A 19088-nucleotide genomic window follows, 5' to 3' on the forward strand; every position below is an offset into this window, starting at 1 on the left:
CAAGGCGGCTCGCGTCGGACGGTCGGGCAGTGATCCGCTCATCGGTGCTGGGCGTTGGGGAGGAGAGACTCGAGGGGTACCTGTGGGTCGGTGAGCATGTGTATGTCGACTGGCTGCGCAGCGCGGACGAGTGCCTGGATCTGGTCGTTGACGTCCCACGTGTTGACGTTCATGCCTGCGAGCACCCGGCTGTCGGCGAGCCAGAAGGCGATGAACTCGCGTCCGGCCACGTCACCGCGGAAGACGACCTGGTCGTAGCCGCCAGGCTCGACGTAGCCGGCGTACTCCATTCCCAGGTCGTACTGATCGGTGAAAAAATGCGGAATTCTATCATACATCGCGTCTTGCTGGCCGAGCACCGCCTTGGCCGCGGTCTGCGGCTGGTGCAGCGCGTTGGCCCAGTGCTCCACGCGGATGTGCTTGCCCAGCAAAGGGTGGAAGGCGTTGGCAACGTCACCGGCGGCGTAGATGTCCGGGTAGGAGGTACGCAGCCGTTCGTCGACGCGGATGCCGTTGTCGACCTCCAGGCCCGCCTCCTGCGCCAGCACGGTGTTCGGCATGATGCCTACCCCGACGATGACCACATCGGCGTCGATGCGGGTGTCGTCGGACAGCCGCACCCCGTCCGCCGCACGACCGCTGCCGGTGATCTCGGCGACCTGCGCCCCGAACCGCAGGTCCACACCGTGGTCGGTGTGCAGGTCCGCGAAAACCTGAGCCACCTCGCGGCCAAGGACCCGCAGCAGCGGCAGCTCGGCCCTCTCCAGCACGGTGACCTCCACACTGGCGGTGCGGGCGGCAGCAGTGGTTTCCAGGCCGATCCAGCCGGCGCCGATGACCACCGCCCGTGACGCGGACCGGAACGCCTCCTTGATCCTGTCGCTGTCCTCGACCCGCCGCAGGTACAGCACTCGCTCCAGCTCCGCACCCGGGACAGGCAGGCGGCGCGGCGAGGATCCGGTGGTCAGCAGCAGCTTGCCGTAGCCGACCCGGCTGCCGTCCGCGAGCGTCACCTCGCGCGCGGCCGGGTCGACGGCGGTGACCGCCATGCCGAGCCGCAGGTCCACGTCGTGCTCGACGTACCACTGGGGCGGATGGACGTAGATTTGCTCCCGCGCGTCCTTGCCGATCAGGTAGCCCTTCGACAGCGGCGGCCGCTCGTAGGGCCGTTCGCTTTCCTCCCCGATCAGAACCAGCGGGCCGTCGAAGCCCTCCTCGCGCAGGGTCTGCGCGGCCTTGGCCCCGGCCAGGCTGGCCCCGACGATCACACACCCGTCGTTTGCGGACATCGTCAGTTCCCTTCCCGGACTGCGGGCCGGCTCCGCAACGTTTCGGCGAGCTGCTCGGAGAGCTGCTCCCAGCTGGCGTCGAACTTCGACACGCCTTCGTCCTCAAGCGTCTGCACGAGGTCGTCGTAGTCCACGCCAACTGCCGGCAACCCATCGAGAACCTGCTGAGCGTCGTCGTAGTGGGCGCGGACCGAGTCGGCCGGTACTTGGCCGTGGTCGGCGACCGCGCGCAAGGTGGCCTCGGGCATGGTGTTGACCACGCCGGGTGCGACCAGCTCGGTCACGTAGCGGGTGTCGGGGTAGACGGGATCCTTGACCGAGGTCGAAGCCCACAGCGGACGCTGCGGGTGGGCCCCCGCCTTCCTAAGGGCCTGCCAGCGGGGTGAGGAGAACACCCGCTCGTAGTGCTGGTAGGCCAGCCGCGCGTTGGCGATCGCCACCCGGCCGCGCAGCTCGGCCGCTTGAGCGGTGCCGGTCTTGTCCAGGCGTGCGTCTGCCTCGGCGTCGACACGGGAGACGAAGAACGAAGCCACCGAGCCGATCCCGGACAGCTCCCGGCCCGTATCGCGGGCGCGTTCCATCCCGTCGAGGAAGGCGGCCATGACCTCGTCGTAGCGGGCGAGGGAGAAGATCAACGTGACATTGATGCTGATTCCCTCGGCCAGGCACGCGGCGATCGCCGGCAGGCCCTGCCGGGCTGCGGGGATCTTCACGAACAGGTTGGGCCGGTCGACAAGCCACCACAGCGCCCGCGCCTCCGCGATCGTCGCCGCGGTGTCGTGCGCGACCCGGGGGTCGACCTCGATGGAGACCCGCCCATCGACGCCGTCCGTGGCGTCGTAGACCGGGCGCAGTACGTCGCACGCCCACCGGACGTCGGTTGTGGTCAGCGCCCGCAGCGCCTCACCGACTCCGACTCCGCGGGCCGTCAGGTCACGGATCTGTGCGTCGTACGCGTCGCCGCTTGTGATGGCCTTGGCGAAGATCGTCGGATTGGTGGTCACCCCCACGACCCGGTCCCGCGCGACCAGGTCCGCCAGGCTCTTGGATACCAGCCGCTCCCGGCTGAGATCGTCCAGCCAGATCGACACTCCGGCATCGCTCAGTGTGTTCAAGGGATTCATGACACGCCGCTCCTCCCGCGCGCCAGGCGGAGTGAGGAGCTCAAGGCTTCTTGCTGCTCGTCCGCGGCCCGCACCAGAGCTTGCCTGTCGCTCCATCGTCTCTGGAAGGCCAGCGGCCCGCAATCCGCACACGTGACCGCCGACATCAGCGAAGCTCCAGGTCGAGCCGCTGGGCTACCACGAGTACCTGGTCGCTATCCACACTGGCACGTAGCCGACTGCCTCCCGGTTTCGGGCCCATCCGGAACCGGGAGGCACTGGGGACGAATGATGGTGCTGAACGACATGCCCGGGCGCGAGACCGCCGCATTCCATCGGCCACCGGCCCCTCACGACGTCCCGCTGTTGACCGACTTCGAGGACGATGTCCGGCGACGACGGTGCACGAGCCAACTGCGGCAACCGCTGGTGCGCTGGGCACACGGTGGTCGAGGCCGGTTCACCGCTGTCCGGGACCTGACGCGCTTCCGTCCAGGGGCAGGCCTGCCGCATGCGCGGCCTCGGCGAGCACCGCGCGCAGCATGGCCGGGGTGAGCCGGCCGGTGAAGACGTTGTGCTGGCTGACGTGATAGCAGCCGAACACCGTCACCACGTCGCCCGACCCGTCCACGGCCGTCAGCGTTGCCCGTACCCCGTGGCCGAACGCCGGGCGGGGCCGGGGCACACTCCATCCCGCTGCCTCCAGGGCCGGCATCGCGGCCTGCCAGCCGAAGGCGCCCAGGACGACGACGGAACGCACCGTCGGCCGCAACAGCCGCAGTTCCTGAACCAGCCACGGGCGGCAGGTGTCCCGCTCACCCGGCGTAGGCCGGTTGCCCGGCGGCGCGCAGTGCACAGGCGCTGTGACCCTGACCCCGTTCAGCTCTAGCCCGTCGTCCCGCCGAGTCGAAGCCGCCTGGGATGCGAGCCCGAGCCCGTGCAGCGTCGCGTACAGCAGGTCGCCGGCCCGGTCGCCGGTGAACATCCGGCCCGTCCGGTTGGCGCCGTGTGCCGCGGGTGCCAGCCCCGTGATCACCATGGCGGCGTCTGCGGGACCGAAGCCGGGTACCGGCCGCCCCCAATATTCCCAGTCCCGAAACGCCGGACGCTTGACCCGGGCGGCCTCCTCCCGCCACGCCACCAGGCGCGGGCAGGCTCGGCAGCGCACCAGTTGCCCGTCCGGTCCCGCCAATGTGCGAGCTCGGGCAGCCGCGCGGAGCGGGAAAGCCTCGGCGTCAGGCATGGTCCACCCGCTTTCACGGTAGCCGTATCCGTGAGGCCACCGATCGCCAACCATGCGGGCGGCGGCACCGATGTGCCCTGGAGGACATCATGACCAAGGCCAAGGACATCAGGTATCACCGCATCTACGAGGAAAGCTCGCCCGAGGACGGCGTCAGGGTTCTGGTGGACCGCGTCTGGCCGCGTGGGATGCGCAAAGAGGACGCCCACCTTGACGCATGGATGCGCGACGTCGCTCCGTCGACCGAACTGCGCCGCTGGTACGCCCACGATCCCGAGCGCTACGAGGAGTTCCGCCGCCGCTACCTCGCCGAACTGCGCGATCCCGACCACCAGCAAGCCCTGCGCGAACTAGCCGATCTGGCCCGTCGCGGCCGGGTAACCCTGCTCACCGCCACCCGCGACGTCGACCACAGCCAGGCCGCTGTCCTCGCCGACCGGCTCTCCGGCGGGAGCCACGCGACTGCGTGACCGCGCACTGACTACTCGCCATCCAGCGTGCTCGGGCGGTGCGGTCACCGGGACGCGGACTCATTCCACAACGCCAACAGCGCAATGTCATCGCCATGTGTGGGGGCGACCCGCTCCACCAGCTCGTCCAGGAAGTGGCCTGGCGAAAGACCGCGCAGGTTCCCAGCTTCGCCGCGGAGCCGCTCGAGACCAATGGACAGATCCTCACCGCGCCGCTCTATGAGACCGTCGGTATAGAGCAGGAAGAGACTGCCTTTGGTGAGCGGCGCCGTGGCCGCCGCCTCCCGAGGCACGTCGGCGTCCACTCCGAGCGGAAGGCCTTGCCCGCCGACCAAGAACCGTGCCCGGCCATGTGGGCGGACGAGCAGCGGGGGCGGATGCCCGGCGTTGGCCCAGGCCAGCGAGGAGGGGCCGGCAGCCGACGGACGCGCCACACCGAAGACGAGCGTGGCCGTGACGTCGGGCTCGTTCAGCCTCTCCAACACTTGGTCCAGGCGGCGCACCACCTCGTCCGGCGGGCCAGGACGGTCGAGGACGAGGGCCCGGAGCATGTGTCGCAACTGGCTCATCCGGGCAGTGGCCCGCACGTCATGGCCGGCCACGTCACCGACGGTGAACGCCAAGGTCCCGTCCCGAAGTGCAATGGCGTCATACCAGTCGCCTCCCACCTCCGCGTACGTGCGCGCCGGGGAGTACCGGGCGACGAGACGAAACGGCTGAACGTCAGGCAGAGTTTCCGGCAGCAGAGAGCGCTGCAGGTGCGTTGCAATGTCGCGTTGCTGACCGTACAGACGCGCGTTGTCCACCACGAGCGCGCCTTGATGCGCGAGGCTTCCGATCAACGGGACCTGAGCTTCCGTGAAGGGACGATGTGCTTCGGTGCGCGCAACGATGATCACCCCGAATGGGCGCCCACCGGCTTCCAGCGGACACGCGATCGCGGTGGTCGCGCCCAACCGGGCCAACAACTCCAGTTGTGCGCGTTCCAAAGGATCCGCTGCTTGTTCAGGTGACGGCACGTCGGGGATCAGCACTGCGGTGCCTCGGCGCAGGGCCTGGGCCAGCGGCGCGGCAGAGCCCTGCGGCCATGACGGAAGCAGCTGGGACGATTCTCCCGGACGGGGGCTGTTCGGGCGGCCGGCCCCACGCCCCGTCACCACAGCCCGGCGAGCCCGGCCCTTTTCGTCCAACAGATCGATCACACACCAGTCCGCGAGCCGTTCGACCAGGAGTTCCGCCAGCCTCTGCAGGCTGCCCTCCCAGCCCCGACCCGCTTTGAGCGCGTTCGTGACATCCGCCAGCAGCCTGAGGGGAATAGCCTCCTCCACGGGCCGCCTCCTGAATTCCCGACTCCGTTCGCTCCGGCCAGTGTGCCCGCAGCGATCGCAGACGGCGCGTCGGCGTTCGTTGGGCAGGGCTCCAGGCACAGGGTCGGCAGCCGCCACACCGTCCCTTGCAGCGTCCCAACTACTACTGGTTCATCGAACCGGTACGACCCCATCGGCGCAGAGGCGCGGCAGAGCCCTGCGGCCGCGCCCTGCGGGACGCCGCCGAGGCGGACGCCGACGTGCCTCGGGAGGCGGCGGCCAGGGGGCTCGCTGCCACACAACAGCCCGCCGTTGGCGGATCCTGGCCGGACTGCGCTGGGCTGGGCTGGCTCGGAGCAGCCCAGCGAGACCTGCGAGGCTCCTGCAAGGGCGAATCGCCGATTCGCCGTCCCCCGCGTAGCCGCCCGCGTCAACGACGAGGAGAACACCTGGCTGTTCGATCACCGCTGGGGCGTCGACGTAGCCGTTCCCGCTACGGGCCCCCTGATCTCCCTCATCGAAGAAGCAACCGGCGCCACCGACACCGTGGCGCTCCTCAGACTGAGCAAGGCAGGCGTGAATGTGATCGAAACCGCCATCACTCCGCAATCCCAAGTCGTCGGCCGCCCCCTCGCCGACATCCACCTCCCCACAGGCACCGTCATCGCCACCGTCATCCGAGCCGGTCAACCCACTGTCCCCACCGACCAGACACGACTGATGCCCGGCGACGAAATCCTCCTGGTCTCCCACACGGCTACCGAGGAGGAAATCCACGCCGTGTTCCAGTAAGCAGGTCTCCCAGCCTGTCATCCACAGCTTCGGTCAAGACCGAATCCGTGGATGACGGATGCCTGCGCAGTTGGGCGGGGCCGGGTAGTGCCGGGTGACAGGCGGCGCCGATTTACAGATCCTTCCGCCGGGCATATTGACGGACCCATGTGGAACCCGTCTTTGCATGACCGAGAGTGCGAGCCCTCACATCTGGACGCCGAGGATCACGGTGTTGGGAGTGCAGCCCGGTAATCCTCCCTTTCGCATCGTGGAGATCGATGGGGAGGTGGTCGGTGAGGCTAAGTCGATGACGGATGTGCTCTTGGCCGCGGCTGCCGCAGGCATCACGGTCCACGACCTCGATGACCCAAGCATGGTTCGGTGGGTGGGCGGCGGGAAGTTCACCTGGAGGCGGCATTGGGCACGGCTGCGCGGGAGGCACTTTCCGCGAGGCGACCGCCACCGAACGCAGCGCACACGTCCGACACCGTAAGTGCTCCCCAAGGCAGGGCGCTCATTCGCAACAGGCGGCACTGAACCCCCCGAGCCCGTGCGGGCTACAGTCCGGCGGCCTCGGCTGCCGCGCCGAGCACCGTGCGTAGCATCGCCGGGCTGAGACGGCGGGTGGAGATGTTACGCGGGCTGACGTGGTAGCAGCCGAACAGGCTCAGCGGGGTACCGGCGTCGGCCGCCCGCAAACTGACCCGCACGCCGTGGCCAAATACCGGGCGGGGGCGGGGCACCAACCAATCGGCAGCCTCCAAGACCGGCAGTGTGGCGAGCCAGCCGAAGCCACCGAGGACGACGATGGAACGCAGGGTCGGCTGCAGCAAGCGCAGCTCGCGCTTCAGCCATGGTCGGCAGGTGTCCCGCTCGCGGGCTGTGGGGCGGTTGGCCGGAGGCGCGCAATGTACGGGGTTGGTGATCCTCACGCCGTAGAGCTCCAGCCCGTCGCCCCGCCGTATGGAGGTCGGCTGGGAGGCCAGGCCGAGTGTGTGCAGGGCGGCGTACAGCGCGTCCCCGGAGCGGTCGCCGGTGAATATCCGGCCGGTGCGGTTGCCGCCGTGGGCTGCCGGTGCGAGTCCGATGATCAGCAGAGCGGCGTCCTCTGGCCCGAACCCGGGCACGGGCCGACCCCAGTACTCCCAGTCGCGGAACTCGTTGCGCTTGACCCGAGCTGCTTCCTCGCGCCACTCGACCAGGCGCGGGCAGGCGCGACAGCCCGTCATCACCGCGTCCAGCCCGGCCACGTCGCAGGCCCCGGGAGCCGCTACAGCCGGGAACGCAGGGTCCTCGGCCGGCGCCGACGGGCCGACCGGATGGGCCTTGCGCACCATGCTGCCTCCCGGCGCCACCTGTGCCCACACACCACAACCCACTGGATGAGCGGCTGCAGCTCAAGAATACGCCCCACTAAGTGCGTAATATTCCGATTGAGGATACTCGCGTGAGGCAGGCCAGCAGCCGGGGATTCAGTGACAGATTGATGCACCGCGAAGGACAGGAGCATTGTCGGCAGACTTCTACATGAAGCTGCCGAGGACAGACGTCAAGGTCCCTTCATACAGGGTGGCGCTGCTGGTGGAGACGGACCGCGGCTGTGCACGCCACGCTGGCGATGTACGCGAGCGCGACACCATTCGCGTGCAGATCACCGCGCCTGAGGTGGAAACGCTCAACGCCATCTACGAGAAGTACGTCGGCGAGTACCGGTCCGACCTCGGTTTCGGCTGGCACCTGCTGCAGCAGGCCCACACCGAGACCGTCGAGGCGCCCACCGTCGGTGTGGAACCCGCCCCCGGCCCCGACCAGGCCGAACTGGCAGGCGACGAGGACGGCGAGGAGGACTCGGACGCATGAGCGCCCCCACCACCACTTTCTACGAGGCGTATCCGCTCAAGGACCTGCGCCCGGCCGACTACAACCCGCGCCACCTGTCGGAGGAGGCCTTCGAGCGGCTGAAGGTGTCCATCGGCCGCCACGGCATCGTCAAGCCGGTCATCCTCAACGCCGACGGCACCCTGGTCGCAGGCCACCAGAGAACCAAGGCCATGACCGCGCTGGGGATGACGCACACTCCCGCCGTAATGCTCGGCACCAAAGTCCGCCTGACGGACGAGATCCAGTTCAACCTGCTGCACAACCGCGTCGAGACCGAGGCGAGCATCGTGTATGTGCAGCCCGGCGAGATCGGCGCCTGGTCACGGATCCCGTGGCAGAGCATCGAGGTCGCCGTCTCCCGCAACAAGCCCTTCCAGCAGGCCATGTCCTACATGACCGGCGGCCACGGTGCGTGGGGCAGCGTCGTCATCGACGACCAGGGCCAGATCGCGCTGAACGCCGAATATGCGGTGGTCGCCGCGAAGAACCATTTCGACGTCCTCGCGTGGACCTACCCGTCCCTGGACGCGGCGCAGCTGGTCGCTGACCTCACCGGCGAGTACGGCGTGTACGACTGGTCCCGCCTGGAGGATCAGGCGCCCGTCTACAACCAGCACATGCAGCCCAAGCGGCTGCGCCAGTACACCTCCCTACGCAAGGCCGGGAAGCTGGCCTACAAGTCGGAGGTGTGGGGGTCTTGTCGAGCACGGGATGCGGGACCAGGCCAGCCACGCGCACCACAAACTGGTGCGTCTGCCGTCGATGCGCGGGCCCTCGCCCCAGTCCCACTGCAGCCACATCGCCGGCTCGGGTATCCACGGACGGAAGCCCCTGCGGTTCCCGGCCCGGTAGGACTCCTTGGCTGCCGCGACGGCCCGGCGGGTCGTGCGGTCGGTGCCGGTGAAACCCATCGCGGCGATCTTCTTGTGAACGGCGTCGGCCCCGACTCTCCCGCGGGACCTCTCGACGAGTTCCTCGACCTTCGGCAGGAAGCCGTCGATCAGCTTCGACCGCACTGCCCGCTCGGTCGGGTCGACCCCCTGCCCGCGCAACTGGACGTAACGCCGCACGGTGTGGTGGTCGCAGCCGGCCAGCTCGGCCGCCTTCCGGTAACTCCCGGTGAGGTCGTAGGCCTCAAGAATCTCCGTGATCTCCTCATCGCTCTCCACCATGCCCACTCTGTGTCATGGGCTTGGTGGGTCTGCGGGGAGATCAGCTGTCCGTCACCGCGGAGATTTCATGTCCGCCTGCGGGGAGGCCAACTGACCGCCAGCGGGGAGTCTGCCGTGTCCTCTGACACAGCACCCATTTACGGCAGGCCTGAAGATGTAGGCGCCAGAGAAGACAGCGGCGGTTTGGGAGCCCGGCGTGGGGGACGCGGGCGAGTTTCGACAGGCCCAGGGTTCGGGGACGTAGCGGACGAGCAGGAGATGATGCCCGCAAACCGCGCAGGCCCGCGGTTTGCCGGGGCGGGTGGCCTGCGGGAGCCTGGATGTGTGATTCATCGGCGTGTGTCGTTCCGGGCGCCCGACACGACGCAGCAGTCGCGTGCCGAGAGCAAGGCCGAGCCATCACCCACAAGCCCGGTCAAGGCCCCGATGGCGTATATCGCCGCATTGACCGTGCCGATTGTGGCACTGGAGCTGGTGATCGACGACCGTACGGTGCGGCTCATCCCCCTGCTGATCCTGCTGCCCGCCTTCCCTGCGGCGGTCGGCACCGTGCGCCAGACCGTGTACGCAGTGGGCTGGGTGTTGATCGTCATCACGGGAGTACTGATCTACCGGCCGCTCCCCTCCTGGTACAACTACGTGATCATCATGGTGCTGGCCGCAGTGCTTGGCGCGTTGTGCGTCCTGACCTGTCACTGGCGGATCCGCCGTGAGCGCGAACTGCACCGCGTGCGGTCCACGGCTGTCGCCCTCCAACGACAGGTACTGCGTCCCCTGCCGATCCTCACCGACCAGGTGATCGTCGACGGCGTGTACCTACCGGTGGAGGAGGACCGGCTGGTAGGAGGAGACATTTACGAAGCGGTGGCCTCGCCGTACGGTACGCGGCTGCTTTTCGGCGATGTCCAGGGAAGGGGGCTGCCGGCGATCGGAGCCGCCTTCGCCACGCTCGGAGCGTTCCGCGAGGCTGCCCTGCGTGAGCCGACGCTCACGGCACTCGTGGATGACCTGGAGAGAGCAGTCGTCCGGCACAACGCCTTCGCGCAACAGATCGGCGAACCTGAGCGATTCGTCACCGCTCTGATCCTGGGGATCGACGAATCGACCGAGACGCAGGCCGTCAACTGCGGGCATCCTCCGCCGTACCTATTGAATGCCGACCCGGTGAGCCCCGTGCCGCTCGGCGACCCGGGCGTGCCACTTGGTCTTGCGGACCTCGCTGCGATACCCAGGATCGTCGTCTGGTTCCCGTTCCCATCCGGCGCCACCCTTCTTGCCTGCAGTGACGGCGTCACCGGGGCCCGCAGCATCACCGGTGATTTCTATCCCCTCGAAGAGCGCCTGCCGGCCTGGGCGGATGGCTCCCCATGGGAGCTCGCCGGCAACCTGGTCGATGACCTCAACTGCCACACCGCAGGGGAACTTCGGGACGACATCACCGCGCTCGTGGTCCGCAGGGCGGCCTGACCAGGTGCCTCCCGCAAAGGAAGCGCACAACACGACACGGTTCGGAGGCATCCTCGATGACGCACACCACCCCTCCCGCACCGATCGTTGTCGGCACCGACGGCTCCCCCGCCTCCGAGCGGGCCGTACGCTTCGCCCTTCAGGAGTCACAACTACGCGGGACCGGGCTCCGCGCCGTATGCGCGTACGACTTCGCCGCCCGGTACAGCGGTTTCGAGTGGCCTGCCGCTTCGGGTTTCTACGACCTGGACACGCAACTGCGCGACGCCACGTCGGAGGCGGTCGCCAAGACGCTTCAGGACGCGCGAGAGCGGGTCGGCGGCGCATCGGTGGACGTAGAGATCAGAGTCGAACGGGGCCGCCCGTCGCAGGTCCTGCTGGACGCCAGCAATGACGCCTGCCTCCTGGTGGTCGGCAGCCGCGGCTCAGGCGTGTGGGGGCGCCTCACCCTGGGCTCCACCAGCACCGAGGTCGTGCATCACGCCCATCTCCCGGTCGTCGTCGTACCGGCCGGGCGGACGGACCAGCCGTCGTGAAGTGAGGGCCTGCGTTGGCCGCCTCTGTCACGGGCGGAGGACGACCAGGGCGGTGTCGTCAGTAGCACCGGCAGCTGGGGTCAAGTCGCCCAGGAGGGCGTCGGCGAGCGTTTCGGGGTCGGCGCTCCGGTGGCGGGTAAGGGAGTCGGCAAGCCGGGCCAGGCCGGCATCGATGTCCTCGTGGCGGCGTTCGATCAGCCCATCGGTGTACAGCACAAGGGTGGCCCCCTCGGTGAACGTGGTCTCGGCCTGGGGGCGGGGGATGTGTTCGGGGCGGGCGCCGAGCGGGGGGTCGGTGGCCTGGTCCAGGAAGTCCACACGACCGTCGGGGTGCAGCAGGGCTGGTGGAGGGTGGCCGGCGCTGCTGTAGGCGATGGTGCGGTTGGTGCCGTCGATGACGGACAGGACCGCCGTGGTCGACTCCGCGCCGTCGACCGAGCGGGCGTACAGGCCGAGGACTTCCAGGGCCTGGGCGGGGCCTTCGGCGACGCGGGAAGCGGCGCTGAGGGCGCTGCGCAGCTGGCCCATGACGCCGGCGGCGGCCAGGCCGTGGCCGACGACGTCGCCGACGGCCACCGCGATGCGGTCGCCAGGCAGGTCGACGAGGTCGTACCAGTCCCCGCACACGTTCAGGGCCCCGACCGCCGGGCGGTAGCGCACTGCCGCGCGGTGACGACCCACAGGCCTGGGGGCGGGCAGCATCGCTTCTTGCAGGCTCAGGGCGACTTCGCGTTCGCGGGCGTGGGCTTGGCGCAGCCGTTCGTTGACCTGCTGCAGTTCCCGGGCCCGGGTGTACAGCTCGGCTTCCAGTACCGTCGCGCGGTCGCCGCTGCCCTGGCCGCCGCGGGTGCGGATCAGCTCGGTGATGTCCTCCTCCCGGTGCAGCAGTAGCGCCACCCGCCCATCTGGGCCGACGACGGGGACGTTGACCGGACTCCAGTACCGCTCCTCCCACACGCCGGGCCGGTCCGGGTACTCCACGTCGTAGCGGTGCAGCGTCATGGCGTCGCGCTCGCCGGTGGCGGCCACCCACCGCAGCGATGCGTGCAGCTTGCGCATGCCGGTCACGGCGGGGTCCTTGGGGTCGTCGGGGAAGGCCTCAGACAGATGGCGGCCTACCACCTGGTCACGGGTACGCCCCATGCTGCTCAGGAACGCCTCGTTGACGTCGGCATACACCAGGTCCGTGGTGAACAGGGCCACCGCGCTCGGCAGCGCCTGGAATACCGCCTCGTAGTCGATCCCGGATGCGTTCACGATGCCACCTGCCCGCGACGCTATGTCGATCACGTGTTCTTTCACGATAAGCACCAGCGGCGCTCCGGGCAGGTCAGCACCCCAGGGGCCGCAGCCGGTGGTGTAGGCGCGGACGCGCACAACCCGAGGTGCGACCCGGATACGCGTCAAAGGGCCCACGGGGTCTTGAAGCCCTGAGCGCCAACCCCTCCACCCGCCCGGCCCCGCACCTGCGGGTGGCCACCGATGGGCGGATTGCGCGGTTCCTGGGCTGGCGCTATCGCTCCGCTTCCGCGGAGGGGGCGGACGAGGCCGACGGGGTGATGTCGCCGGCGGGACGCGGTGGCCTCGGGCGTGTCCGGTGCCGGGTCGGCGTGTGGGATGGCGGCCGTGGGGTGGCGGGCTCGGCGGCCAGGATCAGCGCGAATTCGCCGCGTGCCACGAGAGTGGTGGCGATGTTCGCGGTGGGCTGTGGGCCGTAGCGGTACAGGCGTGCTTGCGCCGCCGCATGTAAGGGGAGGTCGGGGCGGTCCGGGTCGTACGGCGGCGCGAGCAGACACAACGCCATCCCCGCGCTGACCAGTCCCGTTGCGAGGAGCAGGCCCTGCGGCAGCACCATGCCCATGACCAGCATCGCCAACGAGAGGGCCAGCAGCGCCCAGGCCGGGCCGCGGCGGCGCTGGTATTCGCGCGGCTGGCGCGGGCGCCCTGTTTGCAGACCGCGGGCGAAATGAGGGTCACTTCGCTGCATCTGCGTCTCAAGGTCGTGCAGCGGGGTTCGGACGGTTCTCCCGGAGCTGGAGCAGGGGATGATCCGGATCCATATCCGCTGGCCAGCGCCTTCGCAACCGCGCTACCAGTAATCGGCACCCGCAGTGTCCGCGCGCCGGTCAGGGGGCAGGGAACCCCGACGCGGCCATCTCGAACGACGTGTCCACTATGGCCAGCAGCTCGGAGCCCGGGTCCTCGGGGTTCCACTGCGCCAGGGCCGCCCGCGTGACCCCGTGCGCGGCGCCGGCCAGAGCGCGTGGGTAGAGGTCGTCGGCCTGGAGGCCGGTCCGCCGGGCGACGCCTTCCGCTATTGAGGCTTGCGTGCGGCGGTTGTTGGCGACGGCCATCGGCACCAGCCTGGGATATTGCCGCACCAGTTGCTGGCGCTCCCGCCAGGTCGGGTGCTCCAGAAGGTGACGGATCCCTGCGCGAATCGCCTGGTGCACCGCTTGCAGCGGGTCCTCCTCTGCCGGGCGGGCAGCGATCCGCTCGGCCAGCGATCCGCCGGACCGCTCCTCGTTCATGTCCAGGACGGCGTCGTCCTTGGACTCGAAGTAGTTGAAGAATGTGCGCCGGGAGACTCCGGCGGCGGCACAGATGTCGTTGACCGTGACCGAGTCCGGACCCCGCTCCACGTAGAGGTGAATGGCGGCGCGGTGCAGCGCCTCGCGGGTCTGCTGTTTCTTGCGTTCCCTGATGCCGACGCCTGTGCTCACAGCATTCACGGCACAATACTACACCGCTGCATATTTGCACCAATGCAAAAAATAACTTAGGATGACTAAGTAACTAGTGACGGGGTCGTGGAGAGAGCACCGCGCAGAGCGGAACAGCCGGCAGGAGCCCACGAACCACAGAAAAAACATCGAGGAGAACAGCGTCTTGTCGAAAGTGTTCGGCAGCGGAGGCAGGTGCCCCACCTGCCTCCCGGCCTGGCCCATCCGCCTGCGCGATCACCTGCAGGCCACCGACCCCGCCCTGGCCCGCCTGCGCTCGGGGTGGAGGATGCTGATGGTCTTCCCGTCCACCCTGGCCGCGGGGTACGGGATGGCTCATCTCATGGGACAGCCGAGCATGTTCGGCCTGATGTACGGCGGCATGGTCGGACTGATCGTCGGCCTGACCGTCGCCGGCCCCAAGGCGGGCAAGCTGGCGCTCCGCTGTGTCTGGGGCGTGCCGGCCTTCCTCGTCGCACTGCTGTGCGCGATCGAGATCCAGCCCTACCGGATCCCCGCGCTGATCGCGGCCGCTGCGGCCATGGGAGTGCAGCTCGCGCTGAAGGGCGCCTTCGGCGACTTCGGGCACGACTCCGGCACCATGTTCTTCGCCGGGTTCCTGGGCGGCATCCTGGTGCCCCTACAGCTGTCGCAGATGCAGTACATCGCCCCGACCATCGCGGTGGCGGCGGTCGCGGCGGCAGTGATCCAGGTGGTGGCCTGCCGGATGCGTCCGGCAACCGGCCTGGTGCACATCGAACGGGGCTTTCTGACCCGTACCCGCTACGTCGTCCGGCGAGCCACGAAGCTGGTCGAAGCCGGTGACCGTACCGGCCGCGCGACCCGCAAGCTGCGCAGCGAGATGATCCACCTCAACGAGGCGGCCATGCTGGTGGACGGCTACCTGGCAAGCTCCGGACGTCCGGGGCACCTCGCCACCCGCATGCACCGGCTGGTCTTCGACACCGAACTGGCCGCGCACGCTCTGGGCCGTACGGTCATCCAGCTGCGCCGCCAACCGCTGCCCGACGAGGTGCGCACGCTGATGCTGGCGGCCCTGACCGACCTCGACCGCGGCGGCCGCCGGCACGACGGCACCCTCCCGGCCTCGACCGCCCCGCTGCTGGACTGGCTGGCCCGGCACGAGGACGACTCCCGGCATCCGGAACACGAGCGGCTCGTCTCGGGGCTCTACCGGTTCGTCGCCGTGCTCGGCGATCTGCACCGCGCCGCCGACGCCTGGACCACCGAGGCCGACGCCAAGCTGGAAGCGGGCATCACCGCCGAGGGCGGCGAGCGCTTCACGACACCGGTCACGCTGGTCAAGGGCAAGCTCCCCGGCACCAGCCTGCTGGCCAGCCGCACCCTTGCCTCCGGCGGCATGCGCCGCCCGTGGAACGCCTGGAGCAAGCCCAACGCTCAGATGCGGATCGTCATCCAGGTCCTGATCACGCTGATGATCGCCGTTCCGCTGGGCGACATGATCAGCGGCTATCGGTTCTACTGGGCCATGATCGGCGCGCTGATCGTCCTGAGCAACACCGACTCGCCGCACGACCGGATGCGCAAGACCGCCAAGCGCGTCATCGGCACGCTCATCGGCGGCGCCGTGGGAATCGGCTTCGCCAACCTCCTCGGATCCGACCACCCGATGGCGACCCTGTCGCTGATCTGCGTGGCCATGGTGGTGGGCACCTACTCGATCAGTACCTACTACTCGATATGGGCCGGTTGCCTGGCCCTCTCGCTCATCCAGCTCTACTCCTTCACCAGCGGGTTCAAGGACTCCGTGATCGTGCTGCGCGCGGGCGAGAACGCGGTCGGGGCAGTCATCGCCACGCTGGTAGCCCTGGTGGTCCTGCCCATCGCGACCCGCACCCTGCTGCGCCGCGCCCAGTCCTCCCACGTTCACGCACTGGCCACGTTCGTACGTGAGTCCGGCGAGGTCTGGAGCGGCTCCTCCGGGGCCGAGGGCACCCGCGAGCAGGCCAGGGCAGTGGACCAGGCCGCGCATGAGCTGCACCGGTTCACCCGCTCGCTCGTTCGCCTTCCGGCCAGCGCCGGCCACGAGCGTGCCGAGGACATCCGTTCCACGATGCGCAGGGCCGCCGTCTACGCCCGTGAGATGTCGGTCGGCAGCGGCGAAGCCGTGCTGACCGCGCGACAGCGGGAGCAGCTGCTACGGATCACCGGCAACCTGTCCGACTCGATCGAAGCCCTGGCCGAGACTGTCTCGGACGCCGAGAAGGTGTCGGACGGCGAGAGCGCGCCCGCGGCCTCCCCCGGGGCCTGGGTCCGTAGCGCCGAAGACATCCGGCAGCTGCAGGACGCCCTGTCCGTCTCCCCGGCCAACGCCAAACTGCGGCACGCGCTCCACTACCTCGGCTACCTGGACGACCTGCTGGGCGACCTCGCCGCCCGGCTGGACATGCCCGTGCGGGGGAGCAACTACCGCACCGGTGCCCAGGCCCTCAGCCGTGAGCTGTTCGCCCTTCGCGCGGAGCAGGCAGCGGGTGCCGGGCAGACCCTGCCGACAGGAGGCACGGAAGGCCTCGCCCGTGCGGCGGCCCCGGTCACCGCCACTGCGGCCGTCGCGACGCTCACCGCGGGGCCCGTCGGCTCCGTCGAGGGCCACCTGGTCTACCTGGACCCCGACCGGTCACGGACGGTCGCGCGTCTTACGGTCCTGCACCCGGACCGTTCCCAGCGGATCCTGGCCGTTGATGTCTCCGGTGACACCTTCCGCATCGACAATCTGTCACCCGGCTTCTACCAGATCCTGGCCACCAGCCCGCGTCGACGCCCGGAGGTCATCGCGGTGGGCGTCACCGCCGACCGGGCCACGAACTGCGACTTCCTGCTGCAGGGCCAGGAGGACTGATCGTCCGGCGCCGGCCGAGGAGCCGGACGATCAGTCCAGAGCACCCCCAAAGCGAGGAAAGGAAAGAGGTTCGAACGGCTCAGGCTCAGCCGAGCGAGACCCAGACGCTCTTGGTCGCCGTGTACAGGTCGATGGCGCCCCGTCCCATCTCCCTGCCCCAGCCGCTGGAGCGGAAGCCGCCCCAAGGAGCCGCGGCATCCACGGGGTTGGGCATGTTGACGAGCACCGTCCCGGACCGGATGGCGTGGGCCACCCGGTGAGCGCTCTCGATGTCACGCGTCCAGACAGAGGCCGCAAGGCCGTACTCGCTGTCGTTTGCGCGGGCGATGGCGTCGTCCTCGTCGTCGAAGGGCAGTACAGCGAGGACCGGTCCGAAGATCTCCTAGCGGGCGATGCGCATGTCGTCCTGCACATCGGTGAAGACGGTGGGCTGGCAGAAGAAGCCCTCCTGGTCGGCCACCTCACTGCCGCCGGTGAGCAAGGTCGCGCCCTGCTCGATGCCCGAGCGCTGCCTTTGCCGAATACCTCGTCCGCGCTGGTGGGAGCGGGTGTGCCGGGGGTTTCGCGGATGGCGGCCACGGTCACTGAAGTCGGCGCTCTCGCACGGCTGTCGCTCCACGCCGCAACATGATCGACTGTGCTGCTGAGACTGGCCTACCTGGGTGTCACGAACGCGTTCGCGCTGCTGCGCTTGCTACCGATGAGCGATCGGGAGAAGGACGCAGAGATCAGATCCTCGCCCTGCGCCATCAGATCACGGTCCTGGAACGCCAACTCGGAAAGGAAAGGGTGCGGTTCACCCGGAGCGATCGGGCATTCCTGGCGGCGCTGCTGCACCGGCTGCCACGGAACGTACTACGCAGGCTGCGGCTGGTGGTGCAACCCGACACGGTGCTGCGCTGGCACCGCGACCCGCTCGCACGCCGGCATGCTGCCGCGTCCAGGCCGAAGCGCCCGGGCCGGCCGCGCACCGTCCGCTCCGTCCGCGCCCCGGTGCTGCGCCTGGCACGAGAAAATCCCAGCTGGGACTACCGGCGCCTGCACGGCGACCTGCTCGTGCTGGGAGTGAAAGTGGCCGCGTCCACCGTCTGGGAGATCCTCAAGGAGGCCGGCATCGGCCCTGCGCCCGCACGTGCCTCCGGCACCTGGGCCGGCTTCCTGCGCTCCCAGGCAGAGGCCCTGCTGGCGTGCGACTTCTTCGAGACGGTCACGCTGTCCGGGGCACGGATGTACGTATTCGCCGTCATCGAGCACGCCAACCGAAGGGTCCGGATCCTGGGCGCGACAGCACACCCGACCGCATCCTGGGTGGCTCAGGTCGCAAAGAATCTCGTCATGGATCTGGAGGATGCCGGCCGCCGGCCACGGTTCCTGATCCGGGACAGGGACGGCAAGTTCCCAGCCCTGTTCGACGCCGTCCTCAGGGACGCGGGGATCGAGGTCGTACTCAGCGGCATTCAGATGCCGCGAATGAACTCGATCACGGAAAGATGGGTGCAGACCTGCCGCCGCGAGCTCCTCGATCGGACCTTGATCTGGAACCAGCGGCATCTGCTCCACGCCCTGCGCGAGTTCGAACGGTTCTACAACTCCCACCGCCCCCACCAGGGCATCGCCAATGCCCGCCCGCAATATCCATTGCCCACCCCGATCGCCGATCCGGAGCAGATCGCCCGCCTCGACATACGCAGACGCGAGCGACTCGGCGGCATCCTGCACGAGTACCAACACGCCGCATGACCTGTACGGATGGGGTTTCCGGCAAGGGCAGGGGCAACCGGGAGATCAAGCGCCGCGTCGACGTCGTCCAGATTTTCCCCAACCCAGGCGCCCTCGAACGCCTCACGACCGCCGTCCTCATCGAGATGCACGACGAATGGATCGCCTTCCCCCGCCGCTACCTCCCCGAAGGCAGCATGGACGCGATCTACCCCCAGGACAAAGATCAGCTCTCCCCCGCTACACCACCAGAAGGGACATGACCCCTTGTCGTCGGGACCATCCCCGCGGATACGTGGAGCCCTGGCACTCGGCGTAGAAAACAAAGCCGGTGTGTCGGTGCGGGTGTCAGCCGACAGCGAGTCAGCAACGTTGCTGCTGACTACCTGGGGCCTCTCCTGGAACTGGTAGTGCTGGGCTACAGGCGGCTGGGTCTGGCGGGCGATTCAGTCGGTGGTGAGCAGGCTCAGGACTGCTTCGGCGACCGCCTGGGACTGGGTGAGGAGGGCAGGTTCCCGCTCCT

The 19088-nt window shown here is 68.9% G+C and carries 12 protein-coding genes and 8 pseudogenes; 10 read left to right on the forward strand and 10 right to left on the reverse strand.

Features of this window, described 5'->3' with window-relative positions:
• Nucleotides 1-38: 38 nt before the first annotated feature.
• The 3 genes from ACWD4J_RS18355 to ACWD4J_RS18365 form a co-directional block, all read right to left on the reverse strand.
• Nucleotides 39-1289 (reverse strand): NAD(P)/FAD-dependent oxidoreductase, encoded by a 1251-nt coding sequence (locus tag ACWD4J_RS18355; RefSeq protein ID WP_451396419.1) that lies wholly within the window; start codon nt 1287-1289, stop codon nt 39-41.
• A gap of 2 nt (nt 1290-1291) precedes the next feature.
• The gene (tal, locus tag ACWD4J_RS18360) at nt 1292-2413 is read right to left on the reverse strand and encodes a transaldolase (protein WP_451396420.1); all 1122 of its coding nucleotides are present in this window, start codon (nt 2411-2413) and stop codon (nt 1292-1294) included.
• A 439-nt stretch (nt 2414-2852) separates the two neighbouring features.
• Complete coding sequence (locus ACWD4J_RS18365) at nt 2853-3635, reverse strand: uracil-DNA glycosylase (protein ID WP_451396421.1); 783 nt, start codon at nt 3633-3635, stop codon at nt 2853-2855.
• Nucleotides 3636-3724: 89 nt separating this feature from the next.
• Here ACWD4J_RS18365 and ACWD4J_RS18370 point away from each other — a divergent pair, with 89 nt between their 5' ends.
• Nucleotides 3725-4105 (forward strand): DUF488 domain-containing protein, encoded by a 381-nt coding sequence (locus ACWD4J_RS18370; protein ID WP_451396422.1) that lies wholly within the window; start codon nt 3725-3727, stop codon nt 4103-4105.
• Between the two features lie 44 nt (nt 4106-4149).
• Here the strand turns inward: ACWD4J_RS18370 and ACWD4J_RS18375 are convergent, their stop codons facing one another.
• Entirely contained in the window at nt 4150-5433 is a 1284-nt protein-coding gene (locus ACWD4J_RS18375; RefSeq protein ID WP_451396423.1) for a PP2C family protein-serine/threonine phosphatase, read from the reverse strand.
• A 291-nt stretch (nt 5434-5724) separates the two neighbouring features.
• Here ACWD4J_RS18375 and ACWD4J_RS18380 point away from each other — a divergent pair, with 291 nt between their 5' ends.
• Nucleotides 5725-6204, forward strand: a complete 480-nt coding sequence (locus ACWD4J_RS18380; protein WP_451396424.1) for a TrkA C-terminal domain-containing protein — start codon at nt 5725-5727, stop codon at nt 6202-6204.
• 166 nt (nt 6205-6370) lie between these two features.
• Nucleotides 6371-6604 (forward strand): annotated as a pseudogene (locus ACWD4J_RS18385) (hypothetical protein); the annotation flags it as partial.
• Between the two features lie 139 nt (nt 6605-6743).
• Here ACWD4J_RS18385 and ACWD4J_RS18390 read toward each other — a convergent pair.
• Nucleotides 6744-7523 (reverse strand): uracil-DNA glycosylase, encoded by a 780-nt coding sequence (locus tag ACWD4J_RS18390; RefSeq protein ID WP_451396425.1) that lies wholly within the window; start codon nt 7521-7523, stop codon nt 6744-6746.
• A 172-nt stretch (nt 7524-7695) separates the two neighbouring features.
• Here ACWD4J_RS18390 and ACWD4J_RS18395 point away from each other — a divergent pair, with 172 nt between their 5' ends.
• Together ACWD4J_RS18395 and ACWD4J_RS18400 are read left to right on the forward strand one after the other, a co-directional pair.
• Entirely contained in the window at nt 7696-8046 is a 351-nt protein-coding gene (locus ACWD4J_RS18395; RefSeq protein WP_451396426.1) for a hypothetical protein, read from the forward strand.
• Nucleotides 8043-8267: pseudogene (locus ACWD4J_RS18400) on the forward strand (ParB N-terminal domain-containing protein); the annotation flags it as partial. The gene ACWD4J_RS18395 and the pseudogene ACWD4J_RS18400, both read left to right, overlap by 4 nt.
• A 513-nt stretch (nt 8268-8780) precedes the next feature.
• Here the strand turns inward: ACWD4J_RS18400 and ACWD4J_RS18405 are convergent.
• Nucleotides 8781-9236: pseudogene (locus ACWD4J_RS18405) on the reverse strand (IS21 family transposase); the annotation flags it as partial.
• An 894-nt stretch (nt 9237-10130) separates the two neighbouring features.
• On the opposite strand from ACWD4J_RS18405, the pseudogene ACWD4J_RS18410 reads away from it, so the two are divergent.
• Nucleotides 10131-10706: pseudogene (locus tag ACWD4J_RS18410) on the forward strand (PP2C family protein-serine/threonine phosphatase); the annotation flags it as partial.
• Between the two features lie 56 nt (nt 10707-10762).
• Nucleotides 10763-11242 carry a universal stress protein gene (locus ACWD4J_RS18415; RefSeq protein WP_451396427.1) on the forward strand — a complete coding sequence of 160 codons (480 nt, stop codon included), beginning with the start codon at nt 10763-10765 and terminating at the stop codon, nt 11240-11242.
• A gap of 27 nt (nt 11243-11269) precedes the next feature.
• On the opposite strand, the gene ACWD4J_RS18420 is transcribed toward ACWD4J_RS18415, so the two are convergent.
• The 3 genes and pseudogenes from ACWD4J_RS18420 to ACWD4J_RS18430 form a co-directional block, all read right to left on the reverse strand.
• Entirely contained in the window at nt 11270-12502 is a 1233-nt protein-coding gene (locus ACWD4J_RS18420; RefSeq protein WP_451396536.1) for a PP2C family protein-serine/threonine phosphatase, read from the reverse strand.
• Nucleotides 12503-13049: 547 nt separating this feature from the next.
• Nucleotides 13050-13304 (reverse strand): annotated as a pseudogene (locus ACWD4J_RS18425) (DUF3040 domain-containing protein); the annotation flags it as partial.
• A gap of 64 nt (nt 13305-13368) precedes the next feature.
• Entirely contained in the window at nt 13369-13974 is a 606-nt protein-coding gene (locus tag ACWD4J_RS18430; protein WP_451396428.1) for an acyl-CoA-like ligand-binding transcription factor, read from the reverse strand.
• Between the two features lie 166 nt (nt 13975-14140).
• Between ACWD4J_RS18430 and ACWD4J_RS18435 the strand changes: the two genes are divergently transcribed.
• On the forward strand, nt 14141-16846 hold the full coding sequence (locus ACWD4J_RS18435) for an FUSC family protein (protein WP_451396537.1): 2706 nt from the start codon (nt 14141-14143) through the stop codon (nt 16844-16846).
• Nucleotides 16847-16931: 85 nt separating this feature from the next.
• Here ACWD4J_RS18435 and ACWD4J_RS18440 read toward each other — a convergent pair.
• Nucleotides 16932-17465: pseudogene (locus ACWD4J_RS18440) on the reverse strand (aldehyde dehydrogenase family protein).
• 18 nt (nt 17466-17483) lie between these two features.
• Between ACWD4J_RS18440 and ACWD4J_RS18445 the strand changes: the two are divergent.
• Nucleotides 17484-18586: pseudogene (locus ACWD4J_RS18445) on the forward strand (integrase core domain-containing protein).
• 29 nt (nt 18587-18615) lie between these two features.
• Nucleotides 18616-18828, forward strand: a pseudogene (locus ACWD4J_RS18450) (transposase); the annotation flags it as partial.
• Nucleotides 18829-19088: the final 260 nt, after the last annotated feature.

Source organism: Streptomyces sp. NPDC002577 (assembly GCF_053594815.1).

Excerpts from the sequence above, each read along its gene's own strand:
- ACWD4J_RS18365 (WP_451396421.1), bottom strand. The coding sequence starts at position 3,635 with ATGCCTGACGCCGAGGCTTTCCCGCTCCGCGCGGCTGCCCGAGCTCGC.
- tal (WP_451396420.1), bottom strand. The coding sequence starts at position 2,413 with ATGAATCCCTTGAACACACTGAGCGATGCCGGAGTGTCGATCTGGCTG.
- ACWD4J_RS18355 (WP_451396419.1), bottom strand. The coding sequence starts at position 1,289 with ATGTCCGCAAACGACGGGTGTGTGATCGTCGGGGCCAGCCTGGCCGGG.
- ACWD4J_RS18370 (WP_451396422.1), top strand. The coding sequence starts at position 3,725 with ATGACCAAGGCCAAGGACATCAGGTATCACCGCATCTACGAGGAAAGC.
- ACWD4J_RS18390 (WP_451396425.1), bottom strand. The coding sequence starts at position 7,523 with ATGGTGCGCAAGGCCCATCCGGTCGGCCCGTCGGCGCCGGCCGAGGAC.
- ACWD4J_RS18415 (WP_451396427.1), top strand. The coding sequence starts at position 10,763 with ATGACGCACACCACCCCTCCCGCACCGATCGTTGTCGGCACCGACGGC.